Below are 16,029 nucleotides of genomic sequence, written 5' to 3'. Positions count from 1 at the left end.
CGAAGAGGTGCCGAAGACCATGACGGACAACGAGCAGCAACTCCTTGACTACCTCAAGCGCGCAACCTCTGAGCTGCACAGTAGCCGACAGCAGCTCAAGGAGATGGAAGACGCCAGAAATGAGCCCATAGCCATTGTAGGAATGGGATGCCACTACCCCGGCGGAGTAACCGGACCGGACGATCTGTGGAGCCTCGTCGCAAGCGCCGGCGACGCCATCGGCCCCTTCCCGACCGACCGCGGCTGGAATCTCGACAGCCTCTTCTCCGAAGACAAGGATGCGCTCGGAACCACCTACGTACACCACGGTGGTTTCCTGTACGACGCCGCAATGTTCGACGCCGAATTCTTCGGGATATCCCCTCGCGAGGCCGCCACGCTCGATCCGCAGCAACGTGTCATGCTCGAGACCGCCTGGGAGGCGCTCGAACACGCCGGCATCGACCCGACCGAGCTGCGCGGGTCCAGCACCGCCGTCTACGCCGGAGTCGCCAGTCTCGACTACTCGGACGGCTGGCGGCAATCCGATGGGACCGAAGGCTACCGGCCGACCAGTGTGTCCCACGCCGTCGTATCCGGCCGCATCGCCTACGCCCTTGGTCTGCAAGGCGCCGCCCTCACCGTCGACACCGCCTGTTCGTCATCGCTGGTCGCCGTGCACCTGGCCTGTCAGGCCCTGCGACGCGACGAGTGCGCGCTCGCCCTGGCCGGCGGCGTCAGCATCATGGCGACCCCCATGGCCTTCACCGAGTTCGCACGGCAGAAGGGCCTGTCGCCCGACGGGCGATGCAAATCATTCGCCGCGGCCGCCGACGGCACCGGCTGGGGCGAGGGAGCCGGGGTACTTGCCTTGGAAAGGCTCTCGGAGGCCAAACGTCATGGCCATCGGGTTTGGGCAACCATCCGCGCCGGCGCCGTCAACCAGGACGGGGCAAGCAATGGGCTCTCAGCCCCCAACGGAATCGCCCAGCAGCAGGTCATCCGTGACGCCCTGACCGCTGCCCGTCTGTCAGCCGCGGACGTGGACGCCGTCGAGGCGCACGGTACCGGCACCGTGCTCGGCGACCCGATCGAGGCCGAAACCCTGCTGGCCACATATGGACGAAGCCGCCCTGCCAACGGCGACGGAACGCCGGTGCCCCTGTACCTGGGCTCTTTGAAGTCCAACATAGGCCACACCCTTGCCGCCGCCGGTGTCGGCGGCGTCATCAAGATGGCGATGGCCATGCACCACGGCGTGCTCCCCCAGACCCTTCACGTGGATGAGCCCACACCCCAGGTGGACTGGTCCTCCGACACCGTCAGCGTCCTCACCCGGTCACAGCAGTGGCCCAGCACAGGACGGCCGCGCCGGGCCGGTATCTCCTCGTTCGGCATCAGCGGAACCAACGCCCACCTCATTCTCGAGCAGAGTCCCGACACCCCCGGTCTCGTACCGACGCCTGCCGCCCCTGGCTCCGCCCAAAAGGGAGACGGGACAGCGCCTGGCCCGACCGCCGAAGACGTTGCCAGCCCGATCCCGCAGAGCGGTCCCGAAGCAGAACTCGTCCCCTGGATCCTGTCGGGAAAATCAAAAACCGCCTTGAAAGCACAGGCAGCACGTCTTCGCTGGCACATCCAGCAACACACAGAGCTCTCTTATCAGGACATCGCCCGCAGCCTCGCAACCACACGCACGCGCTTCACACACTCGGCAGTCGTCCTCGCCGGCGACACGGCCGCCACCGCGGCCCGCATTGACGCGCTTGCCGAAGGCCGACCGGAAACGGGTGTCGTCACCGGCACCACCGGACCACGAGGCAAAATCGTATTCGTCTTCGGAGGCCAAGGCTCCCAGTGGCCCCGCATGGGGCAGCGCCTTTACCAAAGCTCGACGATATTCCGGGAATCATTGGACGCGGCTGACCAAGCCCTGCGCCCGTTCACCCACTGGTCGGTTCTGGACGTGCTGAGCCAAGCACCGGAGGTGCCCGGCCTGGAGGCGGACAGCGTCATCCAACCCGCGCTCTTCGCCGTCATGACCTCGCTGGCGGCGACCCTCCAGCACCACGGCGTCGTCCCGGACGCGGTCGCCGGCCACTCCCAAGGGGAAATCAGCGCAGCCTGCGTCGCCGGGGCTCTGACCCTGGAGGACGCCGCGAAAGTCGTCGCATTGCGCAGTCAGGCGCTGTCAGCACTGTCCGGTCACGGCGCGATGGCCTCGGTCTGGGCTGCGCCCGAACAGCTCAACGGGCTCCTCGAGCCATGGACTGGGCACATCGGCGTCGCAGCTGCCAACAGCCCGACCCACTGGACCGTCAGCGGAGAGACCGAAGCCGTCAGCGAGTTCCTCGAGCGGTGCCGAACCGAAGGGGTCCGCGCCCGCAGGATCGGCGTCGACTACGCGTCCCACGGCCCCCAGGTCGAGACCCTGCGAAACCAGCTGTTGGAACAATTCGCCGACATCCGGCCTGGTGCCACCCGCATCCCCATGTACAGCACCGTAGACGGCCGGTCACACCACTCCCCGATCGACGGGCGCCAGTTGGGCGCCGATTACTGGTATCAGAACCTCAGGAACCGTGTCGGCCTGCTGGACACCACGACCTCCCTTCTCGAACAGGGCCACACACAATTTCTGGAGCTCTCGCCACATCCAGTCCTCACCCCGGCCATCGCCGAGTCCCTGGAAGCCTTCACCGCCGAGGCGGCCACACGAGACGAACCGCGCGTCATCGGCGTGATGCGCCGCGACCGGCCGGAGACCGAGGAACTCCTCACTGCCCTGGGCCAGTTGTACGTAGCCGGGTACAACGTCAATCTCTTCCCGGAGCACCACAGCGGGAACACGAAGGCGGTGCTCCCCACCTACGCCTTCCAGCACGAGCACTACTGGGTCGGTTCCGACGGGCCGAGTCGGGCGCGCGAGGAGGACCGCTCCGGCGGGGCACCGGCCGACCAGTCACTGCTCGGCCCGGTCACGGGACTTGCCGGAACCGACGAGTGGATCGCCCTCAGCAGCGTGTCGCTGCAATCTCATCCCTGGCTGGCCGACCACACGGTGCTGACAACCGTGGTGATGCCGGGGGTGGCGATGCTGGACATGGCACTACAGGCCGGACTCCGGGTCGGCTGCCCTGAGGTGGAAGAGCTGACGTTCCTCAGCCCGCTGTATCTCCCCGACCAGGGCGCGGTCCGACTACAGGTCAGGATCGGCAGCGACGAGGGCGCGGGCCGGCGCCGCATCACCATCAACTCACAGGAGCCGAGGACCGTCGGCCAAGAAGAAGACGACACCTGGACCTGCAACGCATCCGGGTACCTGAAGAACCCCAGCGCTGACGTCCAGGAGCAGCCTTGCGCTGATATGACGACCTGGCCGCCCGCCGGCGCAGAGTCGGTGGACACCACGGACCTCTACCCCGCATTGACCAGGCGCGGTTACCATTTCGGAGAGGACTTCCAGAATGTTCACGCAATCTGGCAGCGGGATGGAGAAGTCTTCGTCGAGGTAAAAATACCGCCGCGATATCGCTCGGAAGCGAGCGTTTTCGGGATCCACCCCCTGCTCCTGGACGCCACGGCTCATTGGCAACTCAAGAGCATCGATTCAGCCGGCGAGATCTCGGAGCGTCAGGTTCCTCTCCTGTTCTCCGCCGAAGGTGCCCGCCTCATCCGTCCGGGATCCGACACCCTCAGGGCCCACCTCACCCAGCGCTCCGGTCAGTCTGTCGGTATGGACCTGTTCGATGAATCCGGCCGCCACGTGGCCCGCATCGCGGGTCTGTCCACGCGTCCGGTCTCGCAAGCCCAGCTGATGCGGGCAATCCAGCCGGCGGAGTCCGCGTCACTCCTCCAGCTCCAATGGACACCGACCGCCTCGTTCCAGGAATCCACACCCGAGGATCTGTGCATCCTCGACGCTGCCGGCATCCTCACCGCAGGCAACGATCCGCGTCTGGCGATCTGCCACGACATCGAAAGCGTCGAAAGGTGCCTGCTCGATGGAAGCAATACGGTTCCCGTGCTCTCCCCGTACGGCCGGTCTCACGCGGAACCGGACACCGCGAAGTCAGCGATCCTGCTGACGGAATACACGCTACGGGTGCTGGCCCAATGGGCCACCGACGAACGGTTCGCCACCACCACGTTGGCCATCGCCACATCTCATGCGGTGGCGGTCGACGACGGCGACGACGTCCGCCCTGAGCAGAGTGCGCTCCGGGGACTCGTCCGAACCGCGGCAATCGAGCACCCGGACCGCTTCGTTCTGTTCGATCTCGACAACTCATCCAACGCGTGGGCAAAAGCTGCCGCGGCAGGGCCTTCCTACCCTGAAGTCGCCGTGCGGCGCGGCGTGGTGAGCAGTCCAAGGCTCGTGCGGCGCAGGCCCCCCGCCGCGGTCGCCCCCGCACCTCTGGACCCCAACGGAACCGTCCTTGTCACCGGTGCCACCGGCGGCATCGGCAAACTCATCGCCCGCCATCTCGTGACCGAACACGGGGTCACCCACTTGGTACTCGCCTCACGGACGGGAGCGGCAGCCGTCGGCGCTGACAACCTGAGCGCCGAACTCGCGGAGCTCGGCGCTCAGGTCACCATCGTCCAGTGCGACGTTGCCGACCGGGACGACCTGTCACAGCTGCTCGACGGCATACCGCCCCAGCATCCGCTCACCGCCGTGGTGCATATGGCCGGCGTACTCGACGACGCCACCCTCACCCGGCTTACGGCAGACCAGGTACGCAAAGTCATGCGCCCGAAAGTCGAAGCGGCCGTCCACCTCCACGACCTCACCCAAGACAGCGGACTGGCCAGGTTCATCGTTTTCTCCTCCGTTTCCGGCGTCTTCGGAAGCCCCGGACAGGGAAATTACGCCGCCGCCAACGCCTTCCTCGACGGCCTGGCCCAGCATCGCCGAGCCAAAAGGCTGCCCGCCACCTCTATCGCCTGGGGAGTGTGGAATACCCCGACCGGCATGACCGCTCACCTCACGAGCGCCGATCTGCATCGAATCAGCCGCACCGGTATGAAGCCGATGACCGAGCGGGAAGGACTCGACCTCTTCGACCAGGCGATTCGGACATACTCACCCGCACTGATCGCCACTCCGATTGACAGCGAGGCGCTGTCCACGGCCGTCGAGTCACATGCGGCACCCGCCCTGCTGGCAAGTCTTGTGGGCACCGGTAATCGCTCGAAAATCCACAGGTCATTCCGATCGCAAGATACTGGCCCGCGCAAGCCTCTGGCAGGTTTGGACGCCGCAGCATTGCCGCAAGCGGTCAATGAGCTGGTTCTCGCTACCACGGCCACCGTATTCGGCCACAAGCATCCGCGGGCGGAAGACTTCCAACGCAACTTCGCTGACATGGGCGTGGACTCACTCATGGCAGTCGAGTTGCGCAATCGTCTGAACGCCGCAACCGATGCCCGTCTCCCCACTACCGCAGTATTCATTTACCCCACGCCCCGGGCCTTGGCCGAATACCTCACGTCTCTCCTACAGGCAACGGCCCAAATGGAACCCGAAGGCAAGAGCAGTCCTCCGAGCAAAAATCCAGGGACTGCTTCCACACCGTCCGGAACTTCCGCGAACCCGGCAGCCCGGAACAGCGCAGTACCGCCAGACGCGGCTGACGTCGTCGAGATGTTCACAGCAGCGATTCGCCGGGGAGAAGGACGTCGGGCTACTCGAATAGCGACCGAAGCAGCACGGAAACGACCGTCATTCTCGGATCTGGCAGGTCACAAGGATTTACGTAACCCCGTCAAGCTGTGCGACGGAGACGGTGAGACCCTCGTGGTCTGCATTGACTCCATCGCACCGGTAGGCAACGGATTTTCCTGCACACAGGTGGCAGGACACCTTAGCCGGCATCTCAGGACTTACGCCCTGGGTCTTCCAGGTTATCGCGAGGAAGAACCGCTCCCCACCAACTCGGAAGCAGCAGCTCAAGCGCTCGCCACTACCGTAGCCGAGCTTGTCCAGAACGCTCCCTTCGTCCTCGTGGGCCACTCGTCAGGAGCCTATTTCGCCGAGGCCATTTCAGCGATCCTGGAGAAGGGAGGAAGTTATCCGCACTCTGTTGTGATGATCGATCCGCCCAGCACCGATGCGGTAGTTCGGGATGACGCGGCGCTGACGTCCCTGCTCCGTCAATTTGCAGATCAGGCCAACCAGGCGGACGGATTCGACTACGCCACGGTGACAGCCCTGGGTAGGTATATCGAATTTCCCTACGGTCACCGCTGGGGTAAAACGAGTATCCAAAAGACACTCCTTCGCGCCACCCGTCAGCCTTCTTGGTGGCCAACTGCTCCCGCTCTGCCCGACGCCGACTTCGAGCACGTCATCAATATCGCGACAGACCACTTCGCCATCATGTCGCAGCACAGCGGAAGTATTGCCGAAGCAATTTTGGCGGCCGCTTCCCACTGAGTGACGCTTCCTCCCGGCTGAGTGAGAGGGCGTAGCGAGCGGTCCGCCGCGTACAGCTTGGCCAAGGCGGACAGACGCGGGAACAAGCTGGGCTGGTGTATCGCGCACACCTGACCAGGCCGAACCGACGTGGGTATGTCAGGGGCAGGCGTTGAAGTCGTCGACGCCCAGCACGCGCGGCGTGCTGAACAACGAATCGGGCAGGGCCATGACCCTGCGGATCAAGGTCAATTGATCATCTGGCCCGAGGCCCGGTACCGCCTCGTCGCTCAGTCGTGGGTGACCTGGAGCTTGTAGATGCTCGTCTGCCCGTAGTTGGAGCTGCTGCACGGGGAGGAGTTCCCGCAGTTGGCCTGGGTGTACGCGCCGGCCTTGAAGTAGTTCCCGGACGCGGTGTGCGAGATGGTCGTCTGGAGGACGCCGTTGTAGTACACCATGATCTTGCCACCGCTGACGACGAACTTGCCCTCGTAGGTGGTGTGCAGTTTGTAGTCGCTGGTCACCAGCTTGTGATGGGTGTCGTCGCCCTTGGTGATGTAGAGGCTGGTGCCCTCCAGACGGAAGACCGTCACGTCGTCGTCGCCGTCGTGGATCTGGGCACCGACGAGGTGCGGCTTGTCGTTCGGCAGCTTGTTGAACGCCTCCCGGAAGGTCATGGTGTGGGTGCCGGAGGTGGCCGACCAGGAGGCGTTCTCGGTGCCGCCGTCGGTCATCTCGCGCAGTTCGGAGCGGGGATAGCTGGAGCCGGACGTCGTGACCCCGTTGACCGCCGACCGGAACTGGACGCCGGTGCACGCGGAGTTCACCATGAACCAGGGAGCCGACGCGTAAGTGGCCAGGGAGGGCTGCTTGATCTCGGTCGGCGAGCCGCTCGAGCCGGTCGGCAGAGTCACCTTCCAGTCGGTCAGGTCGAGCTGCTGCGCTGGGTAGTCGCACGGGGCGGCCGCGGTGGCGGTACCCCCTGTGACGAGCGGGAGGGTCAGGGCGGCCAGGGCGGAGAGTGCCGCCACGCCCGTGGTGGCGAGAGTGCGCTTGCGGGTGCGTCTCATGTCTGCTGCTTCCTTACTGTCGGTTGTGCCGAGTGCCTTCTTCTGCGGTCAGCAGGGACGCGACGGCTCGCACTCGGTCCCGTACGTGCCGTCGCGTCGCCGCCGGTGTTGCCGTGCGAGCGGTTGGCCGGAACATGGACATGCGGTCCGTGCCCTGCCGGTAGAGGTGTTCCAGGAACCGGACTGCGTCGTGTCCGGTGGCGAGGATCCTGGTCTTGGGTCTGGTGGGGTTCTTCCCCAGGCGGACCGGTCGGCCGTAACGGCGTCCCCCGTCCTCATCGGCCAGCTCGCCCAGCCGGTCCGACAGACCGAGCAGGAACCGCAGGACACAGACGGCGGCCCATTGGGCCGGTGAGAGGCTCGGCCGACCGTCGCGCCGGTACCGGTCGGCGAGGTCCTCGTCGTTCCACAGCCCGTCAAGGCGGTCACAAACCCATATCGCCGTCGTACCGCCCGGGTTGCTCGCCCACGCGATCCGCGCGGTCAAAGGCGGGACTTGCTCACCGGAACGGGGGCGGAGGGACAACAGGCACCTCGACAGGCTGCATCGGTCGACGGAACTACCCGAGCATGCCCGTTGACCATGCCGCCGCACCGGGAAACTCCAAGATCTCCGAGAGTCAAGTTCACAGCAGGTACGAGAAGCGCAGGGCCCCGCACCGGGTTCCCGTGGCCTGAATCGCATAGCGGCGTCTCGAAGCGCACGACCGTACGCTGGGTGGTGAACGGTCATCGTCGAGCAGTGACCGGTAGCGTGCGGCGGCTTGGGCGAAGGGGCAGTGATGACGGGGAGTCCCGGACGGCGGCGCGGCGCGTTATGGACGCTCGCTCTCGTCTGCGGTGGCACGGCGGTCGGGCTGGTGCTCCTGTGCGTCCTGGGCGGGCTGGACGTGGGCGAGCAAGTCGCGGGCCTGATCGGCGCGGTGACCGGTGTAGTCGGCTGCGCGCTGGCCCTGTGGCCACTGCTCGGCCGGCGCGACGGCAGGGGCGGTGGCGGTGGCGGTGGCGGTGGCGGTGGCGGTGGCGGTGGCGACGACCGTAACCCGCGAATCGGTGCGGGCCATGGCGGGCTTGCGGTCGGCGGCAGCGTGGTCGGCACGGCGATCGGCCCCCGCAGCAGGGTCACCGGCCCGCCCTCGGCACAGCCACCACCGCGTCGCGGAAGCGGCCCCGCCGACGGTGCCGGTCCCGACCCCGATGTGACCGCCGGGGACCAGGGGATGGCGGTGCGCGGCGATGTCGTCGACAGCGCGCTCGGTGAGGACAGCGAGCGGTGAGCAGATGGCCTCGGCGGCGCGGGAGAGCCGCAGGAGCACCGGTGTCGGCGCGACCGGAGGTCACGGTGGAAAGCGGGGGTGAAGGCGGGGATGAAGGCGGACGCGTCTCGGCCGAGAGCGAGGGCGTGAGTGTCGCGGCCGGAGGCGATGTCGTGGCGTCCGCGATCGGCGACGGTGCCAGCGTCATCAACAGATACGAGGCGCACCATCACTACCATCTGCCCGAGGCGGTCTCCTGGCCGATGCGGATCGGCACACCGCCCGTTCCGGCCTCGGCCTCGCAGTCGCGCGAGGCGGTCCGGAGCCGTATCGACGCGGCCCGGCGGCTGGGCTGCACGGTGGTGCTGGCCCAGGTGCTGTCAGGCGGTGGCGGCGTGGGAAAGTCGCAACTGGCCGCGGCCTACGCCCGCGAGGCCATCGCCACGGGCACGGACCTGGTGGTGTGGGTGCCCGCAGCCGAGGTCCGGGACGTGGTGCTCGCGTACGCGCGGGCCGCTTCCCGCGTACGGGCCCCCGGCGCCACGGGGGAAGACCCTGAGCAGGACGGGCGCTGCTTCCTCGACTGGCTGGCCGGCACGGACCGCAGCTGGCTCGTCGTGCTCGACGACGTCGGCGACCTGGTGGGCATGTCCGGCTGGTGGCCGTCGGGCGACGCGGAGAACGGCTGGGTGCTGGCCACCACGCGCCGCCGCGATGCCGCCGTGACCGGCGGCGGCAGGCGGCTCGTGGAGGTCGGGGTCTTCACCCCGGCGGAGTCCGGCGCCTATCTCCGTACGCGGCTGGCCGAGGCGGGCTGCTCGCAGCTGTGCGACGACGAGTCAGGTGCGCTGGCGGAAGCACTGGGGCAGCTGCCGCTGGCGCTCAGCCACGCCGCCGCCTACATGATCGACATGGGCGAGAGCTGCTCCGGTTATCTCCGGCTGGTCCGTGACCGCCGCACCGGTCTGGACCGGCTGTTCCCCGTCCACGCCGACGGCGACGGCTACGGGCGTGCGGTCGACGTGACCCTCCTGCTGAACCTGGACGCCGCGGACGCCCATGACCCGGCGGGCCTCGCCAGTCCCGGTATGCAGCTGGCCGGGCTGCTCGACCCTGCGGGGCACCCCGAGTCGTTCTGGACAACCGCGCCCGTCGTCGAGTATTTCGCACGGCATCGCACGCCCGGGGCGCCCACGGCTTCCGCCGCGCCCACGACGTCCCCGGCAGGGGCAGGGGCCGGGCCCGTCACCGCAGCGCAGGTGCGCGCCGCTCTCGGCCTGCTCCACCGGTACGGGCTGCTGAGCTGGCAGAAGGACGGCGCTCCCGACAGCGTCCGGGTGCACGCCCTCACCGCGCGGGCCGCGCGCGAGCACACTCCGTCGCAGGCGGAGGCGGAGGCGGCGCGTACGACCGCCGATGCTCTGCTCGGCGCATGGCCGCAGCTCGACGCCCCCGAGTCCGGCCTCGCCGCGGTGCTGCGCGCCAATGCGGGGGCGCTGCGCAGCTGCGCGGAGGACCATCTGTGGCACCCCGGACCGCACGAGGTGCTGTTCACCGCCGGGCGCAGTCTCGACGGTGTGGGCCTGTACTCCGCAGCGGTCGACTACTGGCGGGCGCTGTGCGAGGCGTGCACAGAGGCTCTCGGCGCTGAGCACCCGGAGACGGTCAGGGCGCGCGCCGGTCTCGCCGCCTCGTACCGGAGCGCGGGGCGTACGGACGAGGCGATCCCGCTCCAGGAGAACGTGCTCGCCGACCGCGAACGGCGCCTGGGCCCCGACCACTCGGACACCCTGGACGCACGGGCCGACCTCGCCCACTCCTACTGGCAGGCGGGGCGTACCGACGAGGCCATTCCGCTGGAGGAGGGCGTGCTCGCCGACCGGCAGCGGCTGCTGGGCGCGGAGGCGCCGGAGACGATCGGGGCGCGCGCGGCTCTCGCCGCCTCGTACCGCAACGCGGGGCGTACGGCGGAGGCCGTGCCGCTGGAGGAAACCGTCCTGGCCGACCGCGAACGGCTGCTGGGCCCCGACCACCCCGACACCTTCACCGCACGGGCCAACCTCGTCTTCTCGTACCGGAGGGCCGGGCGCATGGACGAGGCGGTGGCGCTCAGCGAGCGCCTCCTGGCGGACCGCGAGCGCGTCCTCGGCCCCGACCACCCGGACACACTCCGGGCCCGGGTCCATCTCACCTCGTCGTACTGGCACGCGGGGCGCACCGCGGAGGCCATCCTCCAGGGCGAGAGCAACCGCGTCGAGAGCGAGCGCGTCCTGGGCCCCGACCACCCCGACACCCATACGGTGCGCGCCAATCTCGCCGTCTACTACCAGGAGGCCGGGCGCAGTGAGGACGCCGTCGCGCTGCACCGGCAGGTGCTCACCGAGCGGGAACGTTCGCTCGGTCATGGGCACCCGGACACCCTGACCGCGCAGGCCAACCTCGCCGACTCCCTCCGCAAGAGCGGCCGTCCGGAGGACGCCGCCCGGCTTGAGGAGAGCGTGCTCGCGGCCCGGATACGCACGCTCGGGGCGGATCACCCCGACACGAGCCGCGTACGTGCCCATCTGGCGGCCTCCTACCGGCTCGCGGGCCGTACCGATGAGGCCGTGGCCGTCGAAGAGGGCCGGCTCCCGGACTGACTGACCCGCCCGCTCCGTCCGCCCGCTCCTGTGACGCTCAGCTTGTTCCTTAACCTTGTTCGTCACGTTCGGTGATATTCGCGGGGCGTCTGACGGTCTTGCCGACGTCGTAGCGGCTGGCCGGGTGTCGATTCCTGGAGCCGGGTGGACGTCCGGGCCCGGGGCGGCTGGGTTTCGGTGCACGGGCTGGCTGGGCGAGGTTCGGGCGGAGGTGCCGGAACCCGCGCCGGACGCGGGCCGGCGTGAGCACCTGGCCGGGGCTGGTGGCCTTCTCCCAGGGCTTGCGCCGGTCGGCGGCGAGCGGTGCGGCGAGGCGGAGAGCTGAGTGTGCGCGACGATCACAAGCCAGGTCCACCGGTCTGCGGCCCGCGGGTCGCGTAACCGTGGGCGGGCCCAGCCGAGCGACTGCTTGAACAGACGGAATGTGTGTTCCAGGTCGAATCTGCGCAGGTAACAGGACCAGGTGAAGTCGACGTCGTCCTCGGTGGCGCCGGTGGCCGAGGACCACAGCCACACCGGTGGTGCGTCGCGGTCGCCGGGCAGGTGATCGACGTTGAGCCGGATCAGCGTGCCCTCGATGACGGGGAGCTCGCTGTCGTGGCCGATCCACGCGGACCGCTGCTGCAACTTCGGGTGCAGCCGGTCCCAGGCACGGGCTTCGGCCTTGCCGTAGCGGGAGGTGTCGTTGAGGGTCGTCACCGACGGCTCCGGCCACGACTCGGGCCGGGCGAGGCGGAACTCCTTGCCGTGTTTGGGCGGCCGGCCGCCGTGGGGGTAGGCCGCAGCGTACTCCTTGAGTGTGGGCTTCGGCAGCCGCAGGACGCGGTCCGAGCGCCAGACGTCCGACAAGCTCGACGGGCAGGTCACGCAGCACCCAGGCCAGGCGCATCACGTCATAGCCCGCATCCATCACGACCAGCATGTTCCGGTCGCCGCGCTGCCACTGACCGGCCGCGATCAGCCGCTCGACCACGGCCCGGAGCTGGTCGGCGGTGACGGCCGCCGCGTCGTCGGCGGGCCCCAGCCGGACCGCGTCCAGGACCCGCGTCCACGACGTACGGTCCGGAGTGAGCGCGGCGACGAAGGAGTACGGCCACCCCGGGATGATCTGCGCGGCCTCACGCGAGCGGCCATGGACGTGGCAGAACAGCCGCTCCGGCGAGCAGGCCGCGTCCGAGCGCAGCCACGCCGAGACGTCCACGGTGAGCACGAGCCGCCCCTCGAAACGCGGCAGCGGCAGGGACACCAGCAGGTCGCGCAGCCGGTCTGTGTTCAGACGGCCGCGGTTCAAGGCGCCGTACAACGAGCCGTAGCCCCGCTGATGCTCGGCGAGCAGCGACAGCTCGACCGGTGTCCGGGTCGGCCCGTCCGCACACAACAACGCCTCGGTCAGCTCGAAGAACGCATCGGCCCGCGCCGACAGGCACCCGTAGAAGGCTGTCCGGAAGCGGGACAGCTCCGCCAGCGCCTCCCGTCCGCCGACCGGCACCAGCACACTCATCCCACGGACCCCCTGGCGAACTCCCGCACTCCATTGGAGAGTTCAGAATCACCAGGAAGACCCCCTCATACCCAGCAATCACTCCAAAGAGCGACCACACGGCCGGGCCCGAGGATAAGGGCAAGCTGAGACGACAGGACCGAACCGGGGACCGAGCCCTCGGCGACAGCCGTGCTCCCCGCCCCGGCGCAATTTCGCGCTCCTGCGCGAGGTCCTGGTGGCGGTGCCGCTGCCGGTGCAGGAAGCTCGCTCGCACCGACGGCGCCACCGGTCGGCGCCCGCCACGCAGTTTCGCCGCGGGCGCCGACGCCTGTGGCGGCGCCTTCTGCCTCTACCTGCACCACATGGGCCACGGCGAACACCGCGAAGCCGAGCTGTGGCACCACCAGGCCGGGCTGGAGAACCCTCCGCCCGCCCCGCCCTGCCCCAACTTCATCGACCGGCTCGACGTCAACGATGTCGTCGAGCTGGATGTCGTGCGCGTCGAGCCCGTCGACTAACTCCGAGCGACCTCAGCGGTGTGTGCGGGGGTGTAGCGCTCGCCTGTCACCTGGTCGCTCAGCGGGTCCAGCGCGGCCAGCGCCTCGGCGTCCAGGGTGAGCTCCAGCGCGGCCGCGTTCTGCTCCAGCCGGGCCGGGCTGCGGGTGCCCGGAATGGTCGCCACCGCCACCCCGAGCCGCTCGGTCTGGGCGTATACCCAGGCCAGCGCCACCTGGGCCGGGGTGGCACCCAGCCGGTCGGCCACCCCGCGCACGGTCTGCGCGATCTTCTCGTTGGCCTCGCCCGCCTCGCCGGCGAAGCGGGGGTTGGTGCGCCGGAAGTCCTTCTCGCCCAGTGTGGAGCGGTCCAGGTTGCCGGTCAGGAACCCCCGCCCCAGCGGCGAGTACGGCACCAGCCCGACCCCCAGCTCGGCCATCACCGGAGTGACCGCCTCGACGTCGCGGGTCCACAGCGAGTACTCGCTCTGCACCGCGGTGATCGGGTGTACCGCGTGCGCCCGGCGCAGCAGCTCGCCGTCGACCTCGGACAGGCCCAGATGGCGGACCTTGCCCGCCTCGACCAGCTCGGCCATCGCCCCGACGGTCTCCTCGATCTCCACGTCCTGGGGCGGGCGGTGGGCGTAGTACAGGTCGATCACCTCGACGCCCAGCCGCAGCAGCGAGGCGTCGCAGGAGCGCAGCACGTAGTCCCGGGCACCGCGGATGCGGCGTGCCCGGTCACCGGCACTGCGGTCGATGCCGAACTTGGTGGCCACCTGAACCTGGTCCCGGCGGCCGTGGACGGCCCGGCCCACCAGCACCTCGTTGTGCCCGGTGCCGTAGGAGTCGGAGGTGTCCAGGAACGTGATGCCCAGCTCCAGGGCCCGGTCGATGGTGGCCAGGCCGCCGTCCCAGTCGGCGGCGCCATAGCTCTCGCTCATCCCCATGCACCCCAGGCCCATCGCGCTGACGGTGAGACCGGGCGAGCCGAGCGTGGTTCGATCAATCATGCGCGGATACTCCTCCTGCCCGGCGGACCGGGCGATACCTCGTCGAGGGCTGACGAACGCCTCCGACGCTAGGACTTGGAGCACGCTCGAAGACAAGCCGGAGGACCGACCCCCGCCGGCGGGTCACCCGGTTCCAGGAACCGCCACCCGGCCGGCCACTACGACGTCGGCAAGACGTCAAACGCCCCGCAAATATCACCGAACGTGACGAACAAAGTTAAGGAACAAGCACAGAAGCCGTGTCACATCTACGGTGCGCGACACAAGTGAGGCGGTGGTCTGGCGGTGTCTGGGGCAGAACAACACCGGGCACACCCCGCTCTACGTCCTGGCGACGACGGCGGGAGAGCGCCGAGTTCGGGACAGTTACCGCTTCCGGACGGTGCAGGTCAGGTCCGTCACCCTTGAGGAGGACTCCGCGCGGACCTGCTCCAGGGCCACGCGGCCGGCGTCCACGCCCTCGAACAGGCGGATTCCGGAGCCGAACAGCACAGGTGGGAGCGCGATCGAGAACTCGTCGATCAGGCCGGCGTTCACGTACTCCAGGATCGTCGCGCCGCCGCCCACGATGCGGACGTCCCGATCGCCAGCGGTGCGCGGGCGAACTCGTGGGCCAAGAAGTCGTAGTCGAACTGCGCGTTGTGGGCGACCAGGACCCGGCTGCCGAGCGGCGCGCCCTCTCCGCAGTAGCGATCAGCGAGTGGGATTTTCGCACGCGTCGGGCGCTGTTCGTGGTGGACATGTGACGAAGAGCCAGCCCAGAGGGGGACAAGCCAGTGCCCTGCGGAGTGGCCTTGTTCTGATGGACGACCGCGTCTACCTCATTGAGCCCCGTGAATCTGCTGAGGATCGCACCTATGTCCCCGAGCACCGGGAGGAATCCGGGAGATGATCTTGACGTGCAGACGCTCCGACACGGGCCCCGGAGACCCCCAGCAGTGGCAGCCACGCCTCGTCCACGATCTCGGTGATCGATTCGTCCGACACCGGTCGCATCGTCATCAGCATGTCGTGCCGCAACAGGTCGAACGGCAGGTTCACCACGCGGGGCGGACGTGGCACGTCGGGCAGTTCGCCCCGTGCGACCGCGCGGGCGACGATCGTCTCGAAGGGGGCCGCGCGGTTCGGGGTGAGGGCGAGGAGGGCGTCGCGCAGTTCGGCGAAGCCGGTGCCCGTGTCGCGGAAGTAGTCCGCCAGTTGCACGCTCATCATCGTGATCATGTGCGTGCGGCCCGCGCGGGCGTTGCGGAGGAAGCCGAGCGCGTCGTCGCGGAGAGCACCGGTGTCGGGTACCTCGATCGGCCGCCAGGACCTGGTGAGCGTGGCCAGCAGCAGGTCCTCGCGCCGGGGCCAGCGCCGGTAGAGCACGGGCCTGCTCGTACCGGCGCGGGCTGCGACCGACTCGTAGGTGAAGCCGGGGTAGCCGTGCTCGGCCAGCACGTCCCACGCGGCGTCGAGGATCGCGTTCTCCAGCGCGAGCCCGCGCCGACGGGACGCGCCACCACCATGCGCCGCCCCGCTCGCCCCGCGCTTCGGCTCGGGCTCCCGCTCGCTCTTTGGATTCACTTGCGTATCTTATCGCGGCGGCCTACCGTGACCGCTCTTAGGTACACCTCTGTATCTAAAACGGCATCCGCGCGCGCATGCCGCGGAGCCTCACACACCTCACAGGAG

The 16,029-nt window shown here is 68.7% G+C and carries 10 protein-coding genes and 1 pseudogene; 5 read left to right on the top strand and 6 right to left on the bottom strand.

Annotated elements, in window-relative coordinates; all coding sequences use genetic code 11:
* Positions 1-7: 7 nt before the first annotated feature.
* Positions 8-4,966: pseudogene (locus ACWGJ2_RS20295) on the top strand (type I polyketide synthase); the annotation flags it as partial.
* Positions 4,958-6,421, top strand: a complete 1,464-nt coding sequence (locus ACWGJ2_RS20290) for an alpha/beta fold hydrolase (protein WP_453347600.1) — start codon at positions 4,958-4,960, stop codon at positions 6,419-6,421. The pseudogene ACWGJ2_RS20295 and the gene ACWGJ2_RS20290, both read left to right, overlap by 9 nt.
* Before the next feature lie 269 nt (positions 6,422-6,690).
* Here the strand turns inward: ACWGJ2_RS20290 and ACWGJ2_RS20285 are convergent, their stop codons facing one another.
* Both ACWGJ2_RS20285 and ACWGJ2_RS20280 read right to left on the bottom strand, forming a co-directional pair.
* Positions 6,691-7,470, bottom strand: coding sequence for a polysaccharide lyase family 7 protein (locus tag ACWGJ2_RS20285; protein ID WP_453347524.1), 780 nt, complete (start codon positions 7,468-7,470; stop codon positions 6,691-6,693).
* A gap of 13 nt (positions 7,471-7,483) precedes the next feature.
* On the bottom strand, positions 7,484-7,957 hold the full coding sequence (locus ACWGJ2_RS20280) for a hypothetical protein (protein WP_453347523.1): 474 nt from the start codon (positions 7,955-7,957) through the stop codon (positions 7,484-7,486).
* A gap of 295 nt (positions 7,958-8,252) precedes the next feature.
* Here ACWGJ2_RS20280 and ACWGJ2_RS20275 point away from each other — a divergent pair, with 295 nt between their 5' ends.
* Positions 8,253-8,747 (top strand): hypothetical protein, encoded by a 495-nt coding sequence (locus ACWGJ2_RS20275; RefSeq protein ID WP_453347522.1) that lies wholly within the window; start codon positions 8,253-8,255, stop codon positions 8,745-8,747.
* Positions 8,748-8,788: 41 nt separating this feature from the next.
* The gene (locus ACWGJ2_RS20270) at positions 8,789-11,365 is read left to right on the top strand and encodes a tetratricopeptide repeat protein (RefSeq protein WP_453347521.1); all 2,577 of its coding nucleotides are present in this window, start codon (positions 8,789-8,791) and stop codon (positions 11,363-11,365) included.
* Positions 11,366-11,414: 49 nt separating this feature from the next.
* Here the strand turns inward: ACWGJ2_RS20270 and ACWGJ2_RS20265 are convergent, their stop codons facing one another.
* Positions 11,415-12,866: a transposase gene (locus ACWGJ2_RS20265; RefSeq protein ID WP_453347520.1), complete on the bottom strand. Its 1,452-nt coding sequence runs from the start codon at positions 12,864-12,866 to the stop codon at positions 11,415-11,417.
* Between the two features lie 344 nt (positions 12,867-13,210).
* Between ACWGJ2_RS20265 and ACWGJ2_RS20260 the strand changes: the two genes are divergently transcribed.
* Complete coding sequence (locus ACWGJ2_RS20260) at positions 13,211-13,366, top strand: hypothetical protein (RefSeq protein WP_453347519.1); 156 nt, start codon at positions 13,211-13,213, stop codon at positions 13,364-13,366.
* On the opposite strand, the gene ACWGJ2_RS20255 is transcribed toward ACWGJ2_RS20260, so the two are convergent.
* From ACWGJ2_RS20255 to ACWGJ2_RS20245, 3 genes are all read right to left on the bottom strand, one after another.
* Positions 13,363-14,355: an aldo/keto reductase gene (locus tag ACWGJ2_RS20255; protein ID WP_453347518.1), complete on the bottom strand. Its 993-nt coding sequence runs from the start codon at positions 14,353-14,355 to the stop codon at positions 13,363-13,365. The genes ACWGJ2_RS20260 and ACWGJ2_RS20255 overlap by 4 nt on opposite strands.
* Positions 14,356-14,721: 366 nt before the next feature.
* Positions 14,722-14,892 (bottom strand): hypothetical protein, encoded by a 171-nt coding sequence (locus tag ACWGJ2_RS20250; RefSeq protein WP_453347517.1) that lies wholly within the window; start codon positions 14,890-14,892, stop codon positions 14,722-14,724.
* A 318-nt stretch (positions 14,893-15,210) separates the two neighbouring features.
* Complete coding sequence (locus ACWGJ2_RS20245; protein WP_453347516.1) at positions 15,211-15,921, bottom strand: TetR/AcrR family transcriptional regulator; 711 nt, start codon at positions 15,919-15,921, stop codon at positions 15,211-15,213.
* Positions 15,922-16,029 lie beyond the last annotated feature (108 nt).

This window comes from Streptomyces sp. NPDC054796, from assembly GCF_053611545.1.
The sequence above is the reverse complement of the archived record's forward strand: the minus strand, read 5'-3'. Positions and strand labels throughout refer to the sequence as shown.

Bases quoted from the DNA above. Each gene is read 5' to 3' on its own strand.
- ACWGJ2_RS20290 (WP_453347600.1), top strand. From the start codon at position 4,958: ATGACCGCTCACCTCACGAGCGCCGATCTGCATCGAATCAGCCGCACC.
- ACWGJ2_RS20255 (WP_453347518.1), bottom strand. From the start codon at position 14,355: ATGATTGATCGAACCACGCTCGGCTCGCCCGGTCTCACCGTCAGCGCG.
- ACWGJ2_RS20285 (WP_453347524.1), bottom strand. From the start codon at position 7,470: ATGAGACGCACCCGCAAGCGCACTCTCGCCACCACGGGCGTGGCGGCA.
- ACWGJ2_RS20275 (WP_453347522.1), top strand. From the start codon at position 8,253: ATGACGGGGAGTCCCGGACGGCGGCGCGGCGCGTTATGGACGCTCGCT.
- ACWGJ2_RS20260 (WP_453347519.1), top strand. From the start codon at position 13,211: ATGGGCCACGGCGAACACCGCGAAGCCGAGCTGTGGCACCACCAGGCC.
- ACWGJ2_RS20265 (WP_453347520.1), bottom strand. From the start codon at position 12,866: ATGAGTGTGCTGGTGCCGGTCGGCGGACGGGAGGCGCTGGCGGAGCTG.